The following is a 14614-nucleotide window of genomic DNA, read 5'->3' as shown; positions in this document are numbered from 1 at the left end:
AACCACTCATTGGTTACTCATCAGCGAAGAACCCGTCGCCATCCCAGCGATGAGGCTGCAAGATGGGGCTCTGATCAGAGCATATATCTGAAATGAATGATTGCTAGCAGGTCGTACATGACAAACATACCCGCAGCAGAAATCCGCTTGATCTGGTTAGAAAAGATCACCAAAAACAGCACGGCCTCCCGAAGGAGGCCGTGTGGCAAAAGCAGTTGGAAGTAAGGACTACATCCAGTCGGCGTTACGGATCACCCCGACAGCCAGTCCCTCGATGGTGAGCTGCTGGCTGGAAAGGTCCACCTCGATGGGAGAGAGCTCTTCGTTCTCCGGCAGCAGCCACACCTGGCTACCCTTGCGCTGGAAGCGCTTGACGGTGACATCCTCATCGAGACGAGCAACCACCACCTGACCGTTGCGCACCTCCTGGGTCTTGTGCACTGCCAGCAGATCGCCATCCAGAATGCCGATGTTCTTCATGCTCATCCCCTGCACCCGCAGCAGAAAATCTGCCCGCGGATGGAACAGGGCGGGATCCACCTGGTAGTGGCTCTCGATATGCTCCTGCGCCAGGATCGGTTCACCGGCGGCTACCTTGCCGATCAGCGGCAGGCCGCTCTCTTCCAGCACCTCTTCCTCTTCAAGCAGCAGGCGAATACCGCGGGACGTGCCCGGCATGATCTCGATGACCCCTTTTTTGGCCAGGGCCTTCAAATGTTCTTCGGCCGCATTGGCCGACTTGAAACCAAGCTTCTGGGCAATCTCGGCACGAGTCGGCGGCATGCCGGTCTCGCTCATGTTCACCTTGATCAGCTCCAGCACTTCGGCCTGGCGGGGGGTAAGGGGTTTCATAGAATTGGCACCTGTCTTTTTATACAGCACACTGGCAGTATATACAGTGCGGTGGCCAAGGCAAGGCGCAGCTGACATTTGTCACGACCAACCCCTCATTTACTGCTGTTTTGATCCTGCGCAGCCAACTCATCGTACCTCTCGGCGACAACGGGCTGCCGATTTGTTATGCTCACGCCGCATTTTTTTGGAGAGCAGACGCACATGTCCCTAGGACAGAAGATTTCCAGAGCCATCTTGCAATGGCCGGTCAGCGGCTTGGTCAATCACAAGAGCCTGCCGGAAAATCCCATCACAGAACTCAATCTGGATCCGGCCAGACCCATCGTCTACGCCCTGAAAACCAGTTCGATCACCGACCTGATGACCTTGCAGCAGTGCTGCGAGGATCTCGATCTGCCCGGCCCCTTCACGCCGCTGGAGCTTAACGGCCAGCTGCTGCCGCGCTATGTCTGTCTGGATCGTCCGCCTCCCCTGTTTGGCAAGCGCAGCAAGCCGCTCCCCTTCCTGCAGGAGTTCCACCAGCTGCTGGACCTGCATAAGCAGGATCCCGAACTGGATATCCAGGTGGTACCCGTCACCCTGTTCTGGGGCCGCGCCCCGGGGCGGGAGGGGGAAGAGGCCTCCGGCCTCAACATCATCAGCAGTCTGGCGCCGAACCGCCTCAAAAAGGCGCTTATCGTGATCCTCAAGGGGCGCGAGAATCTGGTGCGCTTCTCGCCACCGCTCTCCCTGCGCTACATGGCCGACAAGCACGGCACCGACGAGGCCATCGCCCACAAGCTGGCACGAGTGGCTCGCACCCACTTCAGCCGCCAGCAGTTGGCCGCCACCGGCCCGAAACTGCCGAACCGCAACCTGCTGTTCAAGCAACTGCTTGATTCCGAGGTGATCCAGCAGGCGATCAGCGAAGAAGCTGAGCGCGAAGGGATCAGCCAGGAAAAAGCCCAGAAGCGGGCTCACGGCTACATGGACGAGATCGCCTCCGACTTCTCCTACCGGCTGATCCGCCTCGGCGAAAGTTTCCTCGGCTGGCTGTGGAACAAGCTCTACCGCGGGCTCTCCGTCAACGGTGCCGAGAAGGTACGCCAGCTGGCACAAGAGGGGCACGAGATCGTCTATGTACCCTGCCATCGCAGTCACATGGACTACCTTCTGCTCTCCTACGTCATCTACCATCAGGGGATGGTGCCGCCCCACATTGCGGCGGGCATCAACCTCAACTTCTGGCCAGCGGGGCCCATCTTTCGCCACGGCGGCGCCTTCTTCATTCGCCGCACCTTCAAGGGCAATCCGCTCTACAGCACGGTATTTCGCGAATATCTCAACCTGCTGTTTGCCAAGGGTTACTCGGTAGAGTTCTTCACCGAGGGTGGCCGCTCCCGTACCGGCCGTCTGCTGCCGCCCAAGACCGGCATGCTGGCGATGACCCTGCAGGCGATGATGCGCGGTCTGGATCGTCCGGTGACTCTGGTGCCGGTCTATCTGGGCTACGAACACGTGATGGAGGTAAACACCTACCACAACGAGCTCAAGGGCAGCCGCAAGGAGAAAGAGAGCTTCCTGCAGGTGCTCGGCATCCTGCGCAAGCTGCGCAACTACGGCCGTGGCTTCGTCAACTTCGGCGAGCCGCTGACCCTCAACAGCTACCTGAGCGAGCATGTCCCCGACTGGAAAAAACACATCGGGGAAGAGGAGCGTCCAGAGTGGATGGCGGGGACCGTCAACGATCTGGCCGAACTACTGATGACCCGGATCAACGGGGCCGCCGCCGTCAACGGCCTGACCCTGAGCGCGCTGGCACTGCTGGCCGCCGAGCGTCACGCCCTGACCCGCGACGAGTTGCAGGCCCAACTCAACACCTATCTGGATCTGCTCAAGGCGGTGCCTTACAGCCCGCAGAGCACCATCCCGGATGAGGACGCCAAGACCCTGCTGGATCAGGCGATGGAGCTCAACAAGTTCGAGGTGAGCGAGGACAAGCTGGGCCAGATCATCAGTCTGGATCGCTATCAGGCGATCCTGCTGACCTACTACCGCAACAACATCCTCCACCTGTTCGCCATGCCCTCTCTGGTCGCCGCCCTGATCGAGCGGTGCGAGGGGATCTCTCGCAGCGAAATCATGGCCCGCTGCATCGACATCTATCCGCTGCTCAAAACCGAGCTGTTCCTCCGTTATGAAGAGGAGGAGCTGCCGGAGTTGGTCGACAGCCTGCTCGATGCTCTGCAAACCCAGCAGTTGATCGAGACCCGTGATGGTGGCTACTGGGTCAACCCGGCCAACCAGATGCGCCTGCTGCTGCTGGCGGAGAGCATTCAGGAGACTCTGCAACGCTACGCTATCGTGCTGACCCGGGTGCTGGACCAGCCCCATATCGAAGCGGAGCAGCTGGAAGCGGACGGCCTGATGATGGCAGAGCGCCTCGGCACCCTGCATGGCATCAATGCCCCCGAGTTCTTCGACCAGAAACTGTTCAGTACCCTGATCCACACGCTGCGCAAAGAGGGCTACTTCTCCTCCGACTGCAAGCCGGATCTCGGCCGCTTCCAGGCACTGGCAGAAAACATAGTGCCGCTGCTGAGCAACAAGATCCGCCGTACTATTCAGGCGGGCAACCAGCTCTGATCAGCAACCCGAAACAAAGAAGGCCGCATGATGCGGCCTTCTTTTTTATCAGGATTTGTGCGGGATAAGTCACGCCAGCAGGTAGTCGAGTACCAGACCGGCAAACACCAGCGCCCCCACATAGTTGTTGTTGAGAAACGCCTGGAAGCAAGCCTCTCGCTGCCGCTCGCGAATGAGCCGCTGTTGGTAGACAAACAGCACCGCCGCCCCCAGCAAACCCCAGTAATACCAACTTCCCAGCACCATCAACTGCCCTACCACCACCAGCAACAGGAGTGCCGATAGCTGCAACACCCCGATGATCCGCTTGTCATGGCGGCCAAACAGGATGGCGCTGGATTTGAGACCGAGCTTGAGGTCATCGTCCCGATCCACCATGGCATACTGGGTGTCGTAGGCCACTGTCCAGAGCAGGTTGGCGAAAAAGAGCAGCCAGGCCACCAGCGGCAGGGCATCCGCCTGCGCTGCGTAGGCCATGGGGATGGACCAGGAGAAGGCCATCCCGAGCACCAGCTGGGGGTTGGAGATAAAGCGCTTCATGAAGGGGTAACTCACCGCCAGCAGCAGGCCAACAAACGACAGGCTAATGGTGAGCGAATTGAGGGTCAGCACCAGACCAAACGAGATGATTGCCAGCACGAAGAAGAGCGCCAGCGCCTCGCGGGGATCCACCCTGCCAGTCGGCAGGGGGCGCCCCGAGGTGCGTTTGACATGGCCATCGAAATTGCGATCCGCATAGTCGTTGATGACACACCCGGCCGAACGCATCAGAAATACTCCCAACACAAACACCAGCAGGATCCAGAGATTGGGCAGGCCGCCTGCAGCCAGCCAGAGCGCCCAAAGCGTCGGCCACAACAACAGCAGGGAACCGATTGGCTTGTCGATACGGGCCAACTGCATATAGGCCAGTCCCCGCTCCTTGGTTAACAGATTCACTCCAGCTCCTTGTTACAAACGAGAGAAGGCAGAAACAGCTCGTGGACCAACAGAGGCCACTGTCCCAGAAACAGCCGGGAGCGACGCCCCCAGACAGTGGCTGCGGGGCAGTGGGAATTGGCGGCAATCTCAAAACGGGCCAGTTGCAGATGATCGCGGCGGGCGGGCTCATGACCAAATACCCGCTCACCCAGCGGTTGCTCGCCCAACTCGGCAATGCCGCTTCCTTGCAACGCTGCTTCAGCAAACAGGGTCCAGCCCAACACCGCAGCCCCCCCATCGCCATGCAAGATCACTTCCCGGCAAATCCCGGTGGAAGAGGTTGAATCTACTAGCCACTGCTCATCGGCAGTCAAAGAGACCTGATGATTGCCAAGCCACTCCACCGAGAAGTGGCGATTGTGCTGGCGCAACCGTCGGGTCATGGAGCCGGGCTCCAGCAACCAGGGACGCAAGCTGGCGGGCAACTCGCAACATTCGGGGGCCAACCAGCCGCTTAACGGCGTGAGGGGAACAGTCAACTCGGACTTCACAGCTTCACCATCCAGAGATTTCCGTGTTCAGGTTAAAATCCGGTTTATTATCCGTAAATCAATAGCAAAATGTAAGAACATCCGTGCTTGACGGCCCCGATGGCAACATCAAAAATGGGTTATCTCTTGCTGATGAGCCATCCATATGAAGATCTTCAAAATTCTGCTGGTGTTGTTACTGAGCTGTGGTGCACTTCAGGTCTATGCCTCCGAAGGAGAGGAGCCAGCTGCGGAAGGAGAAGCCGCTGCGGCCCCCAAACCCGGTTTCTACTATCACCTGCTGGATCCGGACATCATCACCAACTACCTGAGCGATGGCAAAACCCTTGGCTACGTCCGGGTAACGGTAGAGTTGATGGCAGCCAACGAGGGCGATCTCAAGCTGCTGGAGCAGCATGACCCGCTGATCCGCGACGCCCTCATCCGCCTGATGGGCAGCAAGAGTACCGAACAGATCAAATCGCTGGTCAGCCGTGAAGAGCTGCGTAAAGAGTGCGAGACCAAGGCAAACGAGCTGCTGGTGAAAGAGACCGGCAAGAAGGCCGTACGCGAGCTCATCTTCACCAAATTTCTCTACCAGTAATATGTCATTTGCAAACCGGCCAGCAGGGAGTACTCCCTGCTGGCCGGTTTGTCGTTTATTCGAAATGAAAATTGATTACAATACGCCCATCGAGTCGTAGAGGTCGTCGTTATGGGCAGTAAAACCTTGTGTGAATGGCGCCGCCACGAGATCCCCGCCGATCTCAAAGCGCTGAGAAAAATCGTGCGCAAACCCAAGTTTGTCTGTGGCAAGTGTGCCCGCAGCGCCAACGAAAAGGGGTATCTCTGTCAGCCCCTGCGGCTGAAAGAGGAGTAAGTTCACCAGTTCAGGGCGTTATTGATCGGTCCAGCCCTGCCGTCCCTGCTCGAGCAACCGGCGCGCCTGGGTATCATTGGGGCAAACACCGCGATATTCACTACCGGAGCGACCAGCCAGATAAAGATGCTCAGGGCGGCAATACCAGGCCAACCCCTTCTGGCGTCCCTGCTCCCATAACTCGGCATCGACCTTTTTGCCGCACTGTGCCTGATGAAACTCGACCCGATCGGCGGTGAACCCCAGCTTGCCATCCGCCTCCCCCACATCGATCCACACCTTCTGGCAAGGGTCATCGTTGGAGACGCAGCCCCCCAGCAGGGCAGCCAACAGTATGATGGAAAGTCGCATAGTCATCCTTGAGTGTCGTTTGAGCAGTTCATTCTTATCCAGCCACCGGATGACCACAAGAGGTATGCGCTCGCCCTGTGAGCCCAGCAAAAAAATCAGGCGGGCCCAAAGCCCGCCTGTTCATTCAATGCTGTGGTTCACTGGTCATCGAAAGTGTCATCATCCTGCCAACTTTCATCTTCCCACTGATCCAGCTCTTCTTCCCAGGATTCCGGATCCCACTCATCATCAGAGGAGTCGTAATCCGGCTTGTGTCCACCCATCTTCACTCTCCTTGGATAGTTCACCCGCACTCCAATTTTATCCGGAATTGTCAGGCTCGCCAGTCAGTGAGAGTTCAAAGTTTGACCAGGGTGCGCCCGGCGATCTGGCCCAGCGTGATGGCCTCAGCGGCCTCCACTACCTGCTCCAGCCCGATCTCGGTGACGGCCTGTTCGAAGAAGCTGGCAGGCAGATCCCGTGCCAGTCGCTGCCACGCCAGTTGCCGACGCGCCAGCGGGCACATCACCGAATCAACCCCCTGCAACCGCACATTGCGCAGTATGAAGGGCATCACGCTGGTCGGCAGATCGAAACCGCCCGCCAGCCCGCAGGCTGCCACGGCGCCGCCGTAGTTCATCTGGGCCAGTAGCTTGGCCAGCACCTGACTGCCAACGGTGTCGATGGCTCCGGCCCACAGCTGTTTCTCCAGCGGTTTAGCTGGCACCAACAGCTCGCTGCGCGGCACGATGCGGCTGGCACCCAGCGCAGTCAGCATGGCGCCCTGCTCTTCGGGGCGACCGGTCAGCACCGCCACCTGATAGCCAAGGGCAGCCAGCAGGGCAACCGAGGTGGAACCCACACCGCCTGCCGCGCCGGTCACCAGCACCTCACCGCTTTCGGGAGTAATGCCCGCCTCTTCCAGCGCCAGCACGCAGAGCATGGCGGTAAGGCCGGCGGTGCCGATGCACATGGCCTGCCGCTCATCCAACCCGGCGGGCAGCGGCACCAGCCAGTCGCCCTTGACCCGCGCCTGTTCGGCCATGCCGCCCCAGTGCCCTTCGCCCACGCCCCAGCCGGTCAGCACCACCTTGTCGCCGGGCTGATAGCGGCTGTCGGCGGATTCGAGCACGGTACCGGCAAAATCGATGCCGGGCACCAGTGGCCACTGGCGCACTATCTTGCCCTTGCCGGTGATGGCCAGCCCATCCTTGTAGTTGATGGAGCTGTAGGCGACGGCCACCCGCACCTCACCTTCCGGCAACTGGCTCTCGGTCAGTTGGGTCAGGGTCGGAACAGTCTTGCCGTCTTGGTTTTCCAGTAACAGAGCCTTGAACATGGTTGCCTCTTTGATGACGTGTGAAACGGGGATCAACTGCTTTGGCGTTTTTGCAATTCAAACTCGAGGGGCTGAGTACACTCTTGCAGCTCCTCACCAGCCAGCCTGCGCAGGATCATCTCGGCAGCCATGCTGCCCATTTTGCGATAGGGAATATGTACCGATGTCAGAGCAGGATAACAGGCCTTCGCGACATCGGAGTCATCGAAACCGGCTATGGCCAGCTTGCCGGGCACACTCAGGTGCCGCCGCTGACATTCAAACAGCACGCCAGCGGCTAGCTCATCGTTGACGCAGATCAGAGCATCAAGCTCGGGCCAACGCAGCAGAAACTCACCCAACATGGCCGCCCCCGTACTGAAACTGGGCGCCTCCGAGGTATTGATCACCATATCTGGCGAGAGATAGCTCTCCAGCATTGCCTGTTGCCAGCCACGCATACGCTGTTGCAACATCCACTGCTCTTGGCGGGCACAGAGAAAACCGATATTGCGGTAGCCCCGCTCGATGAAGTGACGAGTCAGACGGTAACCTGCCTCCTGATTGGAACCCCCCACACAGATATCCATGGGATGTGGCACCAGTGCTCCCACCTCTACCACTGGCAGGCGACTCTGCCGCAACAACGCTTTGTCATCTGGCGACTCAAGGCAACCCAGCACAATCACGGCAGCCGGATTGTACTGCAGCAGATTCTCTAACTGTTCGCTCTGCTGGCGCAGATGCTGGGCATCGCCCAGTACCAGCTGATAACCGGCTTTCATCAACAGAGGTTGCAACCCGGCCATCAGTTCAGCACTGGCACGATCCAGCAGGCTTGGCACTATCACCAGAATGACATGGGAGGTACCCGAGGCCAGCGCCCCGGCCGCCCGGTTGGGGATATAGCCGAGCTCTTCCACCGCGGCTTCGATGCGCTCGCGCATCTTGTCGGAGACCATCTCCGGCGTGCGCAGGGCACGGGAGACCGTCATGGCCCCCACGCCGGCCAGCTGGGCCACATCGTTGAGGGTCACCCGACCCGTGCTACGGCGCTTCTTTGCTTCTGACATCCATCCCATCCTCGACTTGCGGCTGCCCACTTTAAGGCAAAAATGCGGCACCGACTATTTGCTCAGGGCCGATTCTACCCTCTTTCCCGGATCACGGGGGCAAGATGACTCCCGTTAATGGAGGAAGTGATAGCGCTATCACAGTTTTATGTTAGCGCTATCTGATAGCGCTAACTTTCGCGATCACCCTCACAGTTTCACCACCGCAAGATCGATAAATTGGCCCCATCTTAACTAGCCGGATCACCACCATGCTGACTCAACTGCTGACCGAGGATGTCATCCGCATCGAACCCGCCGCCCGCGACTGGCGTCATGCTATCGAGCTGGCCACGGCCCCCCTGCTGGCCAATGGCACCATCGAGCCCTCCTATGTGGCGGCGCTGTTTCGCTCCCACGAGGAGCTCGGCCCCTACTACGTATTGGGCCCCGGTCTGGCGATGCCCCATGCTCGCCCCGAGGACGGCGTCAACCGGCTGGGTCTGGGTCTGACCGTTATCAAGCAGGGGGTCAACTTCGATTCCGAAGGCAATGATCCGATCCAGCTGCTGATCACCCTGGCTGCCAGCGACAGCAACTCCCACGTGGAGACCATCGCCCAGCTGGCCGAGCTGTTTATGAATGAAGAGGACGTGGCGGCCATCATTGCGGCCGACACCAAAGACGACATCTTGCGCATTCTGGCGCGCTACTGAGCTGCGCCAAGGCGCACCTGACAAAGGAAGAGACAATGAAAATTCTGGTTGTATGCGGTCACGGTCTGGGCACCAGCCTGATGATGGAAATGAGCATCAAGAGCATCCTGAAAGAGCTGGCGGTCACCGCCGAAGTGGATCACCGCGATCTGGCCTCCGCCGGTAGCGAAACCGCCGAGATCTTTATCGCCACCCGTGACATTGCCGAGCAGCTGCAATCCATGGGCGTTAATGGCCGACTGGTGAGCCTCGCCAACATGGTCGACAAGGTCGCGATGAAAGAGCAGCTCTCCACCGCCTTGCGCGAACTGGGCGCCCTCTAAGAATCCTCCATGCGGCCTGCGGGCCGCATCTTCCATTGCCAGGAGCTGACCATGGAATTTTTCAATTTTCTGATGTTTGACGTGCTGTCCGAGCCCGCCGTGCTGGTCGGCCTGATCGCGCTTATCGGCCTGATTGCCCAGAAGAAACCGGTGACCGAGTGCATCAAGGGCACGGTCAAGACCATCATGGGCTTCGTCATTCTGGGGGCCGGTGCCACCCTGGTGATCAACTCGCTGGGTGACTTCGCCGTCATCTTCCAGCACGCCTTCGGCATCAAGGGGGTCGTCCCCAACAACGAGGCCATCGTCTCCATCGCCCAGACCTCGTTTGGCAAAGAGATGGCGATGATCATGTTCTTCGCCATGCTGGTGAACATCCTGATCGCCCGCCTCACCCCGTGGAAATTCATCTTCCTGACCGGTCACCACACCCTGTTCATGTCGATGATGGTGGCCGTAATCCTCTCTGCCGGTGGCATGAGCGGCGTGCCGCTGATCGCGGTCGGCAGTCTGGTAGTCGGCGTCGCCATGGTCTTCTTCCCGGCCATCGCCCACCCCTTCATGAAGCAGATCACCGGCTCCGACGACGTGGCGCTGGGCCACTTCTCCACCTGCTCCTACGTACTTTCTGCCCTGATCGGCGCCAAATTCGGCAACAAGGCTCACAGCTGTGAGGATGTACAGGTACCCAAGAGCCTGCTGTTCCTGCGCGACACCCCGGTAGCCATCTCCTTCACCATGGGCATCATCTTCCTGGTGACCGCCGCCTTCGCAGGCCCCGAGTTTGTCTCCAGCGTCGCCAAGGGCAAGCACTGGTTCATGTTCTCCCTGATGCAGTCCATCACCTTCGCGGCAGGCGTCTACGTCATTCTGCAGGGTGTGCGGATGGTCATCGCCGAGATCGTGCCAGCCTTCAAGGGGATCTCCGACAAGCTGGTACCTAATGCCAAACCGGCGCTCGACTGCCCCATCGTCTTCCCTTACGCCCCCAACGCCGTACTGATCGGCTTCCTGTCGAGTTTTGCCGCCGGTCTGGTGGGGATGGCGCTGCTCTACGCCATGGGTTTGACCGTCATCATCCCGGGCGTGGTACCGCACTTCTTCGTCGGTGCCGCCGCCGGGGTATTCGGCAACGCCACCGGTGGTCGTCGCGGTGCCATTCTGGGCGCCTTTGCCAACGGCCTTCTGCTGCTCACCATTCTGCCGGTGTTCCTGCTGCCGGTACTGGGCGACCTCGGCTTCGCCAACACCACCTTCAGCGACTCCGACTTCGGCGTGCTGGGCATCCTGCTGGGATTGATCGTTCGCTAATCCCAGCCACCGCCAACAACAAAACGGAGCGCATCGCGCTCCGTTTTTTTATCGATTGCTGACCCTGACTCAACCACACTGTAATCTGGCCAGGCAAACAAATGACATTAAAATCAGTAAGATATAGTCACCATTACTGATACATAACCTGTTAGCCATGGTTGTTAACCTGCTCACAACAGGACTCTTTTGCTGTCTATAAAATGTCCGCGCTGGCATACCAACAACAAGATAAAAAGAGAACCCTACGATGAAAACCACCCTTAAAATAAGTGCGGTGGCAGTGGTCTTTGCGCTGTCCGGCTGCAACCAAAGCGACTCTCAAGATCCCGCCAACAATGGCAAAACCACGGCAGAAACCCATGCTCAGGCCCCCGGTGACGTCAATCTGCGACTGATTGAAACTTCTGATATTCACGCCAACCTACGCAGTTTTGACTACTACCAGGATGAGAAAGCACCTCAGCTGGGGTTTGCCCGTACTGCGGTGCTGATCAAGAAAGCGCGTGAGGAAAATCCGAACAACCTGCTGATCGATAATGGCGATTTGATCCAGGGTACCCCGCTTGCCGACTATATCCACCAGCAGTATGCCAACGATCTCGGCGGTGCCAGTGCCGACGACGCCAAAGCGCAAGAGTTTGCCAAGCTGTGGTTCAAAAACCATACCCACCCGGCGATCAAAGCGCTCAACGTCATGAAATATGATGTAGGCAACCTGGGTAACCACGAGTTCAACTTTGGCCTCGATTTCCTGAAAGGGACCCTGAGTGGCGCCAACTACCCCTACATCAACGCCAACGTCTTCCAGGCCGATGCCTTCAGCCGTGATGGCAAGGGTGCCATCGACTGGAGCAAACAGTACTTCAAACCCTATGTGATCCTTGAGCGTCAGGTCACTGATGCCAACGGCAATCCCCAGACCATCAAGGTCGGTTTTCTGGGGCTGACACCGCCACAGATCACCATGTGGGACAAGAGCGTGCTGGAAGGCAAGGTGGTCGTAGCCGACATGGTTGAAACGGCTGAACACTACATTCCGGAGATGCAGCAAAATGGTGCTGACCTCATCGTGGTGGTCGCCCATACCGGCCTGATCGGTGGCGAACGCGTCAAAGGGATGGAGCATGCCGCCCTGCCGCTGGCCAAGGTGAAAGGGGTCAATGCACTGTTGATTGGCCATGCCCACCGCGAATTCCCTGGCGACAAGAGCTACTCCAACATCAAGGATGTAGATAACGTCAACGGGACGCTGGCTGGCATCCCGACTGTGATGCCAGCGGTAACGGGCACCCACCTGGGGGTTATCGACCTGAAGCTGACATGGCAGGATGGCCGCTGGCAGGTGGCGTCAAGCAAGGCGGGATTGCGCAAGATCGACAGCAGCCCGACAAGTTATGAAGATCCGGATGTCGTGGCTCAACTTACCGCCGAGCATCAGGAGACCAGAGAGTGGCTGAAGACCCCGATCAGCAAGATCACAGCGCCGTTTTACAGCTATTTCGCGCGGGTGCAGCCAGACCCTTCCATCCAGATCGTGAACGATGCCCAGCTGTGGCGTGGCAAGGAGTTGCAGAAAGAGGGGCTGCTGCCCGAACCGTTGCCGCTCCTCTCGGTCGCAGCCCCCTTCCGTGGTGGTCGCAACGGTCCCAAAGACTACACCTATGTACCAGCAGGTGAGCTGTCGCTGCGCAACATCGCCGACCTCTATGTCTTCCCCAACACGGTACAAGTGGTCAAGATCACCGGTAAAACCGTCAAGGAGTGGCTGGAGAAGAGTGCCGTTCAATTCAACCAGATCGATCCAGCCAAAACCGAACCGCAGGATCTGGTCAACGAGCAGTACCGCAGCTACTGCTTTGATGTGATAAGCGGGGTGAAATATGAGGTGGATGTCACCAAACCAGCTCGTTACACCATTGATGGCGTCAAGTTGAACAACAGCGAGCGCATTACCAGCCTGACCTATCAGGGCAAGCCAATCGATCCGGAGCAGAACTTCTACGTAGTCACCAACAACTACCGCGCCAGTGGCGGCTGCCACTTCCCGGGTGTTGATGGCAAGCAGATTGTGCTGGAGGATGGCTATGAAACGCCTCGTGCGCTTTCCGAATACCTCACAGAGCTGGCAGCCAAGTCTCCGAAAGAAGGCTTTACACCGCAAGCAGAAGAGATCTGGCACTTTGCCAAGCTCCCCGCCAATCTGGACCTGCGCTTCTACACTTCGCCAAGTGAGGAAGCTCAGGCATTGGCAACAGGCAAGTACACCTATCTGAAGACAATGCCGCCAAAAGGTACCGCGGGCGTTGATGACGATATCGCAGCCAAGGGCCAGTACAAGTTGATTCTTACTCCTTGATCTTCATCAGGTCACATTGATCGGATAACGAAAAGCCCCCTCCAACCGGAGGGGGCTTCTGTTTATCGACGGCTCGACAACACGTTCACGATCTGGTGCCAGGGGCATCAATCGCCCCTCCGCTCCGCTAGTCACTCTCCAGTGACGCGAGGCAATGCGAGAGGGTACGCGCCAGCGCCCCCTGATTGCGCAGCACCACGGCGCGGGCCTGCTCGCCCATCTCGCTGCGGGCGTTCCCGTCGGCAAACAGCTGGCTCACCCGCTCGCCCAGCTCGGCGGCATCGGCCACGATGGCAGCGCCCCCCTGAGCCACCAGCTGGCGAGTGATGTCACTGAAGTTGAAGTAGGCGGGGCCGGTCAGACAGGGCTTGCCGAGCGCCGCCGGTTCCAGCAGGTTGTGACCGCCCACCTTGACCAGACTGCCACCGACGAAGGCCACATCGGCCGCCGCCAGCATCAGCGGCAGCTCGCCCATGGTATCGCCGAGATAAACCTTATCCTCGGCACTCACCGCAGCACCATCAGTGCGCCGCACGCAGCCATAAGGGGCGCACAGCTCGGCCACCCGGTCAAACCGCTCGGGGTGGCGCGGCACCAGAATGAGCAACGCAGCGGGATGGCGTTTGAGCAGCAGATCGAAGGCGGCCAGCACCTGCTCGTCCTCACCCAGATGGGTGCTGGCGGCGATCAAGACCGGCCGATCTGCGCCCAGCTGCTGGCGCAGGGCGCGCCCTTTAGCCTGCACCTCGTCACCAAACTGGATATCGAACTTGATGGAGCCGGTCACCGCCAGCCGCGAACGATCGATGCCGAGGCGGGCGAAGCGGTCGGCGTCGTCCTGATGCTGGCAGAGCAGATGGGTCAGCGGCCGGCTCAGGGCGTCGAAGGCGCCGTGGAAGCGGGCATAACGCTGGCAAGAACGCTCGGAGAGGCGGGCGTTGATAATGGTCACCGGCAGGTGGCGCGCCTCGCAGGCGGCCAGCCAGTTCGGCCACAACTCGGTCTCCATCACCCAGAGCGCGCGCGGCTTGAAGGTGTCGAGAAAGGCCGCCACGGCCCAGGGGTAGTCGAGCGGCGCGTAGCGATGCATCACCAGATCCCCCAGCTTGGCAGCCTGCTCGGCGCCGGTGCGGGTGGTGGTGGTGAGCAGGATCGGCAGATCGGGCCGCTCTGCTTTCAGGGCTCGAATAAGCGGCGTGATGGCCAGTGTCTCCCCCACGCTCACCGCATGGATCCACAGCGGTGCATCCTGTCCGGTGGCAGGCAGTCGCCCGAGATGCTCGGCCCAGCGCTCACCAAAGCCGGGCTTGCCCTTCTTTGGCTTGTAGAGGGCCAGCAGTGCCAACGGCAATCCCAGATGGATCAGCAGGTTGTAGAGCAGACGGTAGGGCATC

General features: G+C 59.3%; 15 protein-coding genes. 7 read left to right on the top strand and 8 right to left on the bottom strand.

Features of this window, described 5'->3' with window-relative positions:
- Positions 1–228 precede the first annotated feature (228 nt).
- A complete protein-coding gene (lexA, locus tag ACE1BR_RS08380; protein WP_374869289.1) occupies positions 229–852 on the bottom strand; it encodes a transcriptional repressor LexA in 624 nt (207 codons plus the stop codon).
- A 204-nt stretch (positions 853–1056) separates the two neighbouring features.
- On the opposite strand from lexA, the gene plsB reads away from it, so the two are divergent.
- The gene (gene plsB / locus ACE1BR_RS08375; protein WP_374869287.1) at positions 1057–3480 is read left to right on the top strand and encodes a glycerol-3-phosphate 1-O-acyltransferase PlsB; all 2424 of its coding nucleotides are present in this window, start codon (positions 1057–1059) and stop codon (positions 3478–3480) included.
- Between the two features lie 69 nt (positions 3481–3549).
- On the opposite strand, the gene ubiA is transcribed toward plsB, so the two are convergent.
- Positions 3550–4419 (bottom strand): 4-hydroxybenzoate octaprenyltransferase, encoded by an 870-nt coding sequence (gene ubiA / locus ACE1BR_RS08370; protein ID WP_374869285.1) that lies wholly within the window; start codon positions 4417–4419, stop codon positions 3550–3552.
- Positions 4416–4952 carry a chorismate--pyruvate lyase family protein gene (locus ACE1BR_RS08365; RefSeq protein WP_374869283.1) on the bottom strand — a complete coding sequence of 179 codons (537 nt, stop codon included), beginning with the start codon at positions 4950–4952 and terminating at the stop codon, positions 4416–4418. Before ACE1BR_RS08365 ends, ubiA begins: the two co-directional genes overlap by 4 nt.
- 145 nt (positions 4953–5097) lie before the next feature.
- On the opposite strand from ACE1BR_RS08365, the gene ACE1BR_RS08360 reads away from it, so the two are divergent.
- Together ACE1BR_RS08360 and ACE1BR_RS08355 are read left to right on the top strand one after the other, a co-directional pair.
- Positions 5098–5535, top strand: coding sequence for a flagellar basal body-associated FliL family protein (locus ACE1BR_RS08360; protein WP_374869281.1), 438 nt, complete (start codon positions 5098–5100; stop codon positions 5533–5535).
- Positions 5536–5646: 111 nt separating this feature from the next.
- Positions 5647–5811, top strand: a complete 165-nt coding sequence (locus tag ACE1BR_RS08355; protein WP_374869279.1) for a hypothetical protein — start codon at positions 5647–5649, stop codon at positions 5809–5811.
- An 18-nt stretch (positions 5812–5829) separates the two neighbouring features.
- On the opposite strand, the gene ACE1BR_RS08350 is transcribed toward ACE1BR_RS08355, so the two are convergent.
- The 4 genes from ACE1BR_RS08350 to ACE1BR_RS08335 form a co-directional block, all read right to left on the bottom strand.
- Positions 5830–6162, bottom strand: coding sequence for a DUF2799 domain-containing protein (locus tag ACE1BR_RS08350; protein ID WP_374869277.1), 333 nt, complete (start codon positions 6160–6162; stop codon positions 5830–5832).
- A 137-nt stretch (positions 6163–6299) separates the two neighbouring features.
- Complete coding sequence (locus ACE1BR_RS08345; RefSeq protein ID WP_256029019.1) at positions 6300–6425, bottom strand: hypothetical protein; 126 nt, start codon at positions 6423–6425, stop codon at positions 6300–6302.
- A 74-nt stretch (positions 6426–6499) separates the two neighbouring features.
- Positions 6500–7480: an MDR family oxidoreductase gene (locus tag ACE1BR_RS08340; protein WP_374869275.1), complete on the bottom strand. Its 981-nt coding sequence runs from the start codon at positions 7478–7480 to the stop codon at positions 6500–6502.
- A gap of 32 nt (positions 7481–7512) precedes the next feature.
- Positions 7513–8532, bottom strand: a complete 1020-nt coding sequence (locus tag ACE1BR_RS08335) for a LacI family DNA-binding transcriptional regulator (RefSeq protein WP_374869273.1) — start codon at positions 8530–8532, stop codon at positions 7513–7515.
- 251 nt (positions 8533–8783) lie between these two features.
- Here ACE1BR_RS08335 and ACE1BR_RS08330 point away from each other — a divergent pair, with 251 nt between their 5' ends.
- The 4 genes from ACE1BR_RS08330 to ACE1BR_RS08315 all read left to right on the top strand — a co-directional run bounded on the left by ACE1BR_RS08330 (position 8784) and on the right by ACE1BR_RS08315 (position 13220).
- A complete protein-coding gene (locus tag ACE1BR_RS08330) occupies positions 8784–9227 on the top strand; it encodes a PTS sugar transporter subunit IIA (RefSeq protein ID WP_033136381.1) in 444 nt (147 codons plus the stop codon).
- A gap of 35 nt (positions 9228–9262) precedes the next feature.
- Complete coding sequence (locus ACE1BR_RS08325; RefSeq protein WP_042657794.1) at positions 9263–9550, top strand: PTS sugar transporter subunit IIB; 288 nt, start codon at positions 9263–9265, stop codon at positions 9548–9550.
- A 51-nt stretch (positions 9551–9601) separates the two neighbouring features.
- A complete protein-coding gene (locus ACE1BR_RS08320) occupies positions 9602–10861 on the top strand; it encodes a PTS ascorbate transporter subunit IIC (protein WP_075114295.1) in 1260 nt (419 codons plus the stop codon).
- Positions 10862–11111: 250 nt separating this feature from the next.
- The gene (locus ACE1BR_RS08315; RefSeq protein ID WP_374869270.1) at positions 11112–13220 is read left to right on the top strand and encodes a bifunctional 2',3'-cyclic-nucleotide 2'-phosphodiesterase/3'-nucleotidase; all 2109 of its coding nucleotides are present in this window, start codon (positions 11112–11114) and stop codon (positions 13218–13220) included.
- 127 nt (positions 13221–13347) lie between these two features.
- Here ACE1BR_RS08315 and waaA read toward each other — a convergent pair whose 3' ends face one another.
- Positions 13348–14613 carry a lipid IV(A) 3-deoxy-D-manno-octulosonic acid transferase gene (waaA, locus tag ACE1BR_RS08310; RefSeq protein ID WP_374869268.1) on the bottom strand — a complete coding sequence of 422 codons (1266 nt, stop codon included), beginning with the start codon at positions 14611–14613 and terminating at the stop codon, positions 13348–13350.
- Position 14614 lies beyond the last annotated feature (1 nt).

The organism is Aeromonas sp. MdU4 (genome assembly GCF_041929505.1).
In the GTDB taxonomy this organism is placed as follows: domain Bacteria; phylum Pseudomonadota; class Gammaproteobacteria; order Enterobacterales; family Aeromonadaceae; genus Aeromonas.
The sequence above is the reverse complement of the archived record's forward strand: the minus strand, read 5'-3'. Positions and strand labels throughout refer to the sequence as shown.

Bases quoted from the DNA above. Each gene is read 5' to 3' on its own strand.
- ACE1BR_RS08335 (WP_374869273.1), bottom strand. From the start codon at position 8,532: ATGTCAGAAGCAAAGAAGCGCCGTAGCACGGGTCGGGTGACCCTCAAC.
- ACE1BR_RS08325 (WP_042657794.1), top strand. From the start codon at position 9,263: ATGAAAATTCTGGTTGTATGCGGTCACGGTCTGGGCACCAGCCTGATG.
- ACE1BR_RS08330 (WP_033136381.1), top strand. From the start codon at position 8,784: ATGCTGACTCAACTGCTGACCGAGGATGTCATCCGCATCGAACCCGCC.
- ACE1BR_RS08360 (WP_374869281.1), top strand. From the start codon at position 5,098: ATGAAGATCTTCAAAATTCTGCTGGTGTTGTTACTGAGCTGTGGTGCA.
- ACE1BR_RS08320 (WP_075114295.1), top strand. From the start codon at position 9,602: ATGGAATTTTTCAATTTTCTGATGTTTGACGTGCTGTCCGAGCCCGCC.
- ACE1BR_RS08345 (WP_256029019.1), bottom strand. From the start codon at position 6,425: ATGGGTGGACACAAGCCGGATTACGACTCCTCTGATGATGAGTGGGAT.
- plsB (WP_374869287.1), top strand. From the start codon at position 1,057: ATGTCCCTAGGACAGAAGATTTCCAGAGCCATCTTGCAATGGCCGGTC.
- waaA (WP_374869268.1), bottom strand. From the start codon at position 14,613: ATGCCCTACCGTCTGCTCTACAACCTGCTGATCCATCTGGGATTGCCG.
- ACE1BR_RS08340 (WP_374869275.1), bottom strand. From the start codon at position 7,480: ATGTTCAAGGCTCTGTTACTGGAAAACCAAGACGGCAAGACTGTTCCG.
- lexA (WP_374869289.1), bottom strand. From the start codon at position 852: ATGAAACCCCTTACCCCCCGCCAGGCCGAAGTGCTGGAGCTGATCAAG.
- ACE1BR_RS08315 (WP_374869270.1), top strand. From the start codon at position 11,112: ATGAAAACCACCCTTAAAATAAGTGCGGTGGCAGTGGTCTTTGCGCTG.
- ACE1BR_RS08355 (WP_374869279.1), top strand. From the start codon at position 5,647: ATGGGCAGTAAAACCTTGTGTGAATGGCGCCGCCACGAGATCCCCGCC.
- ACE1BR_RS08350 (WP_374869277.1), bottom strand. From the start codon at position 6,162: ATGCGACTTTCCATCATACTGTTGGCTGCCCTGCTGGGGGGCTGCGTC.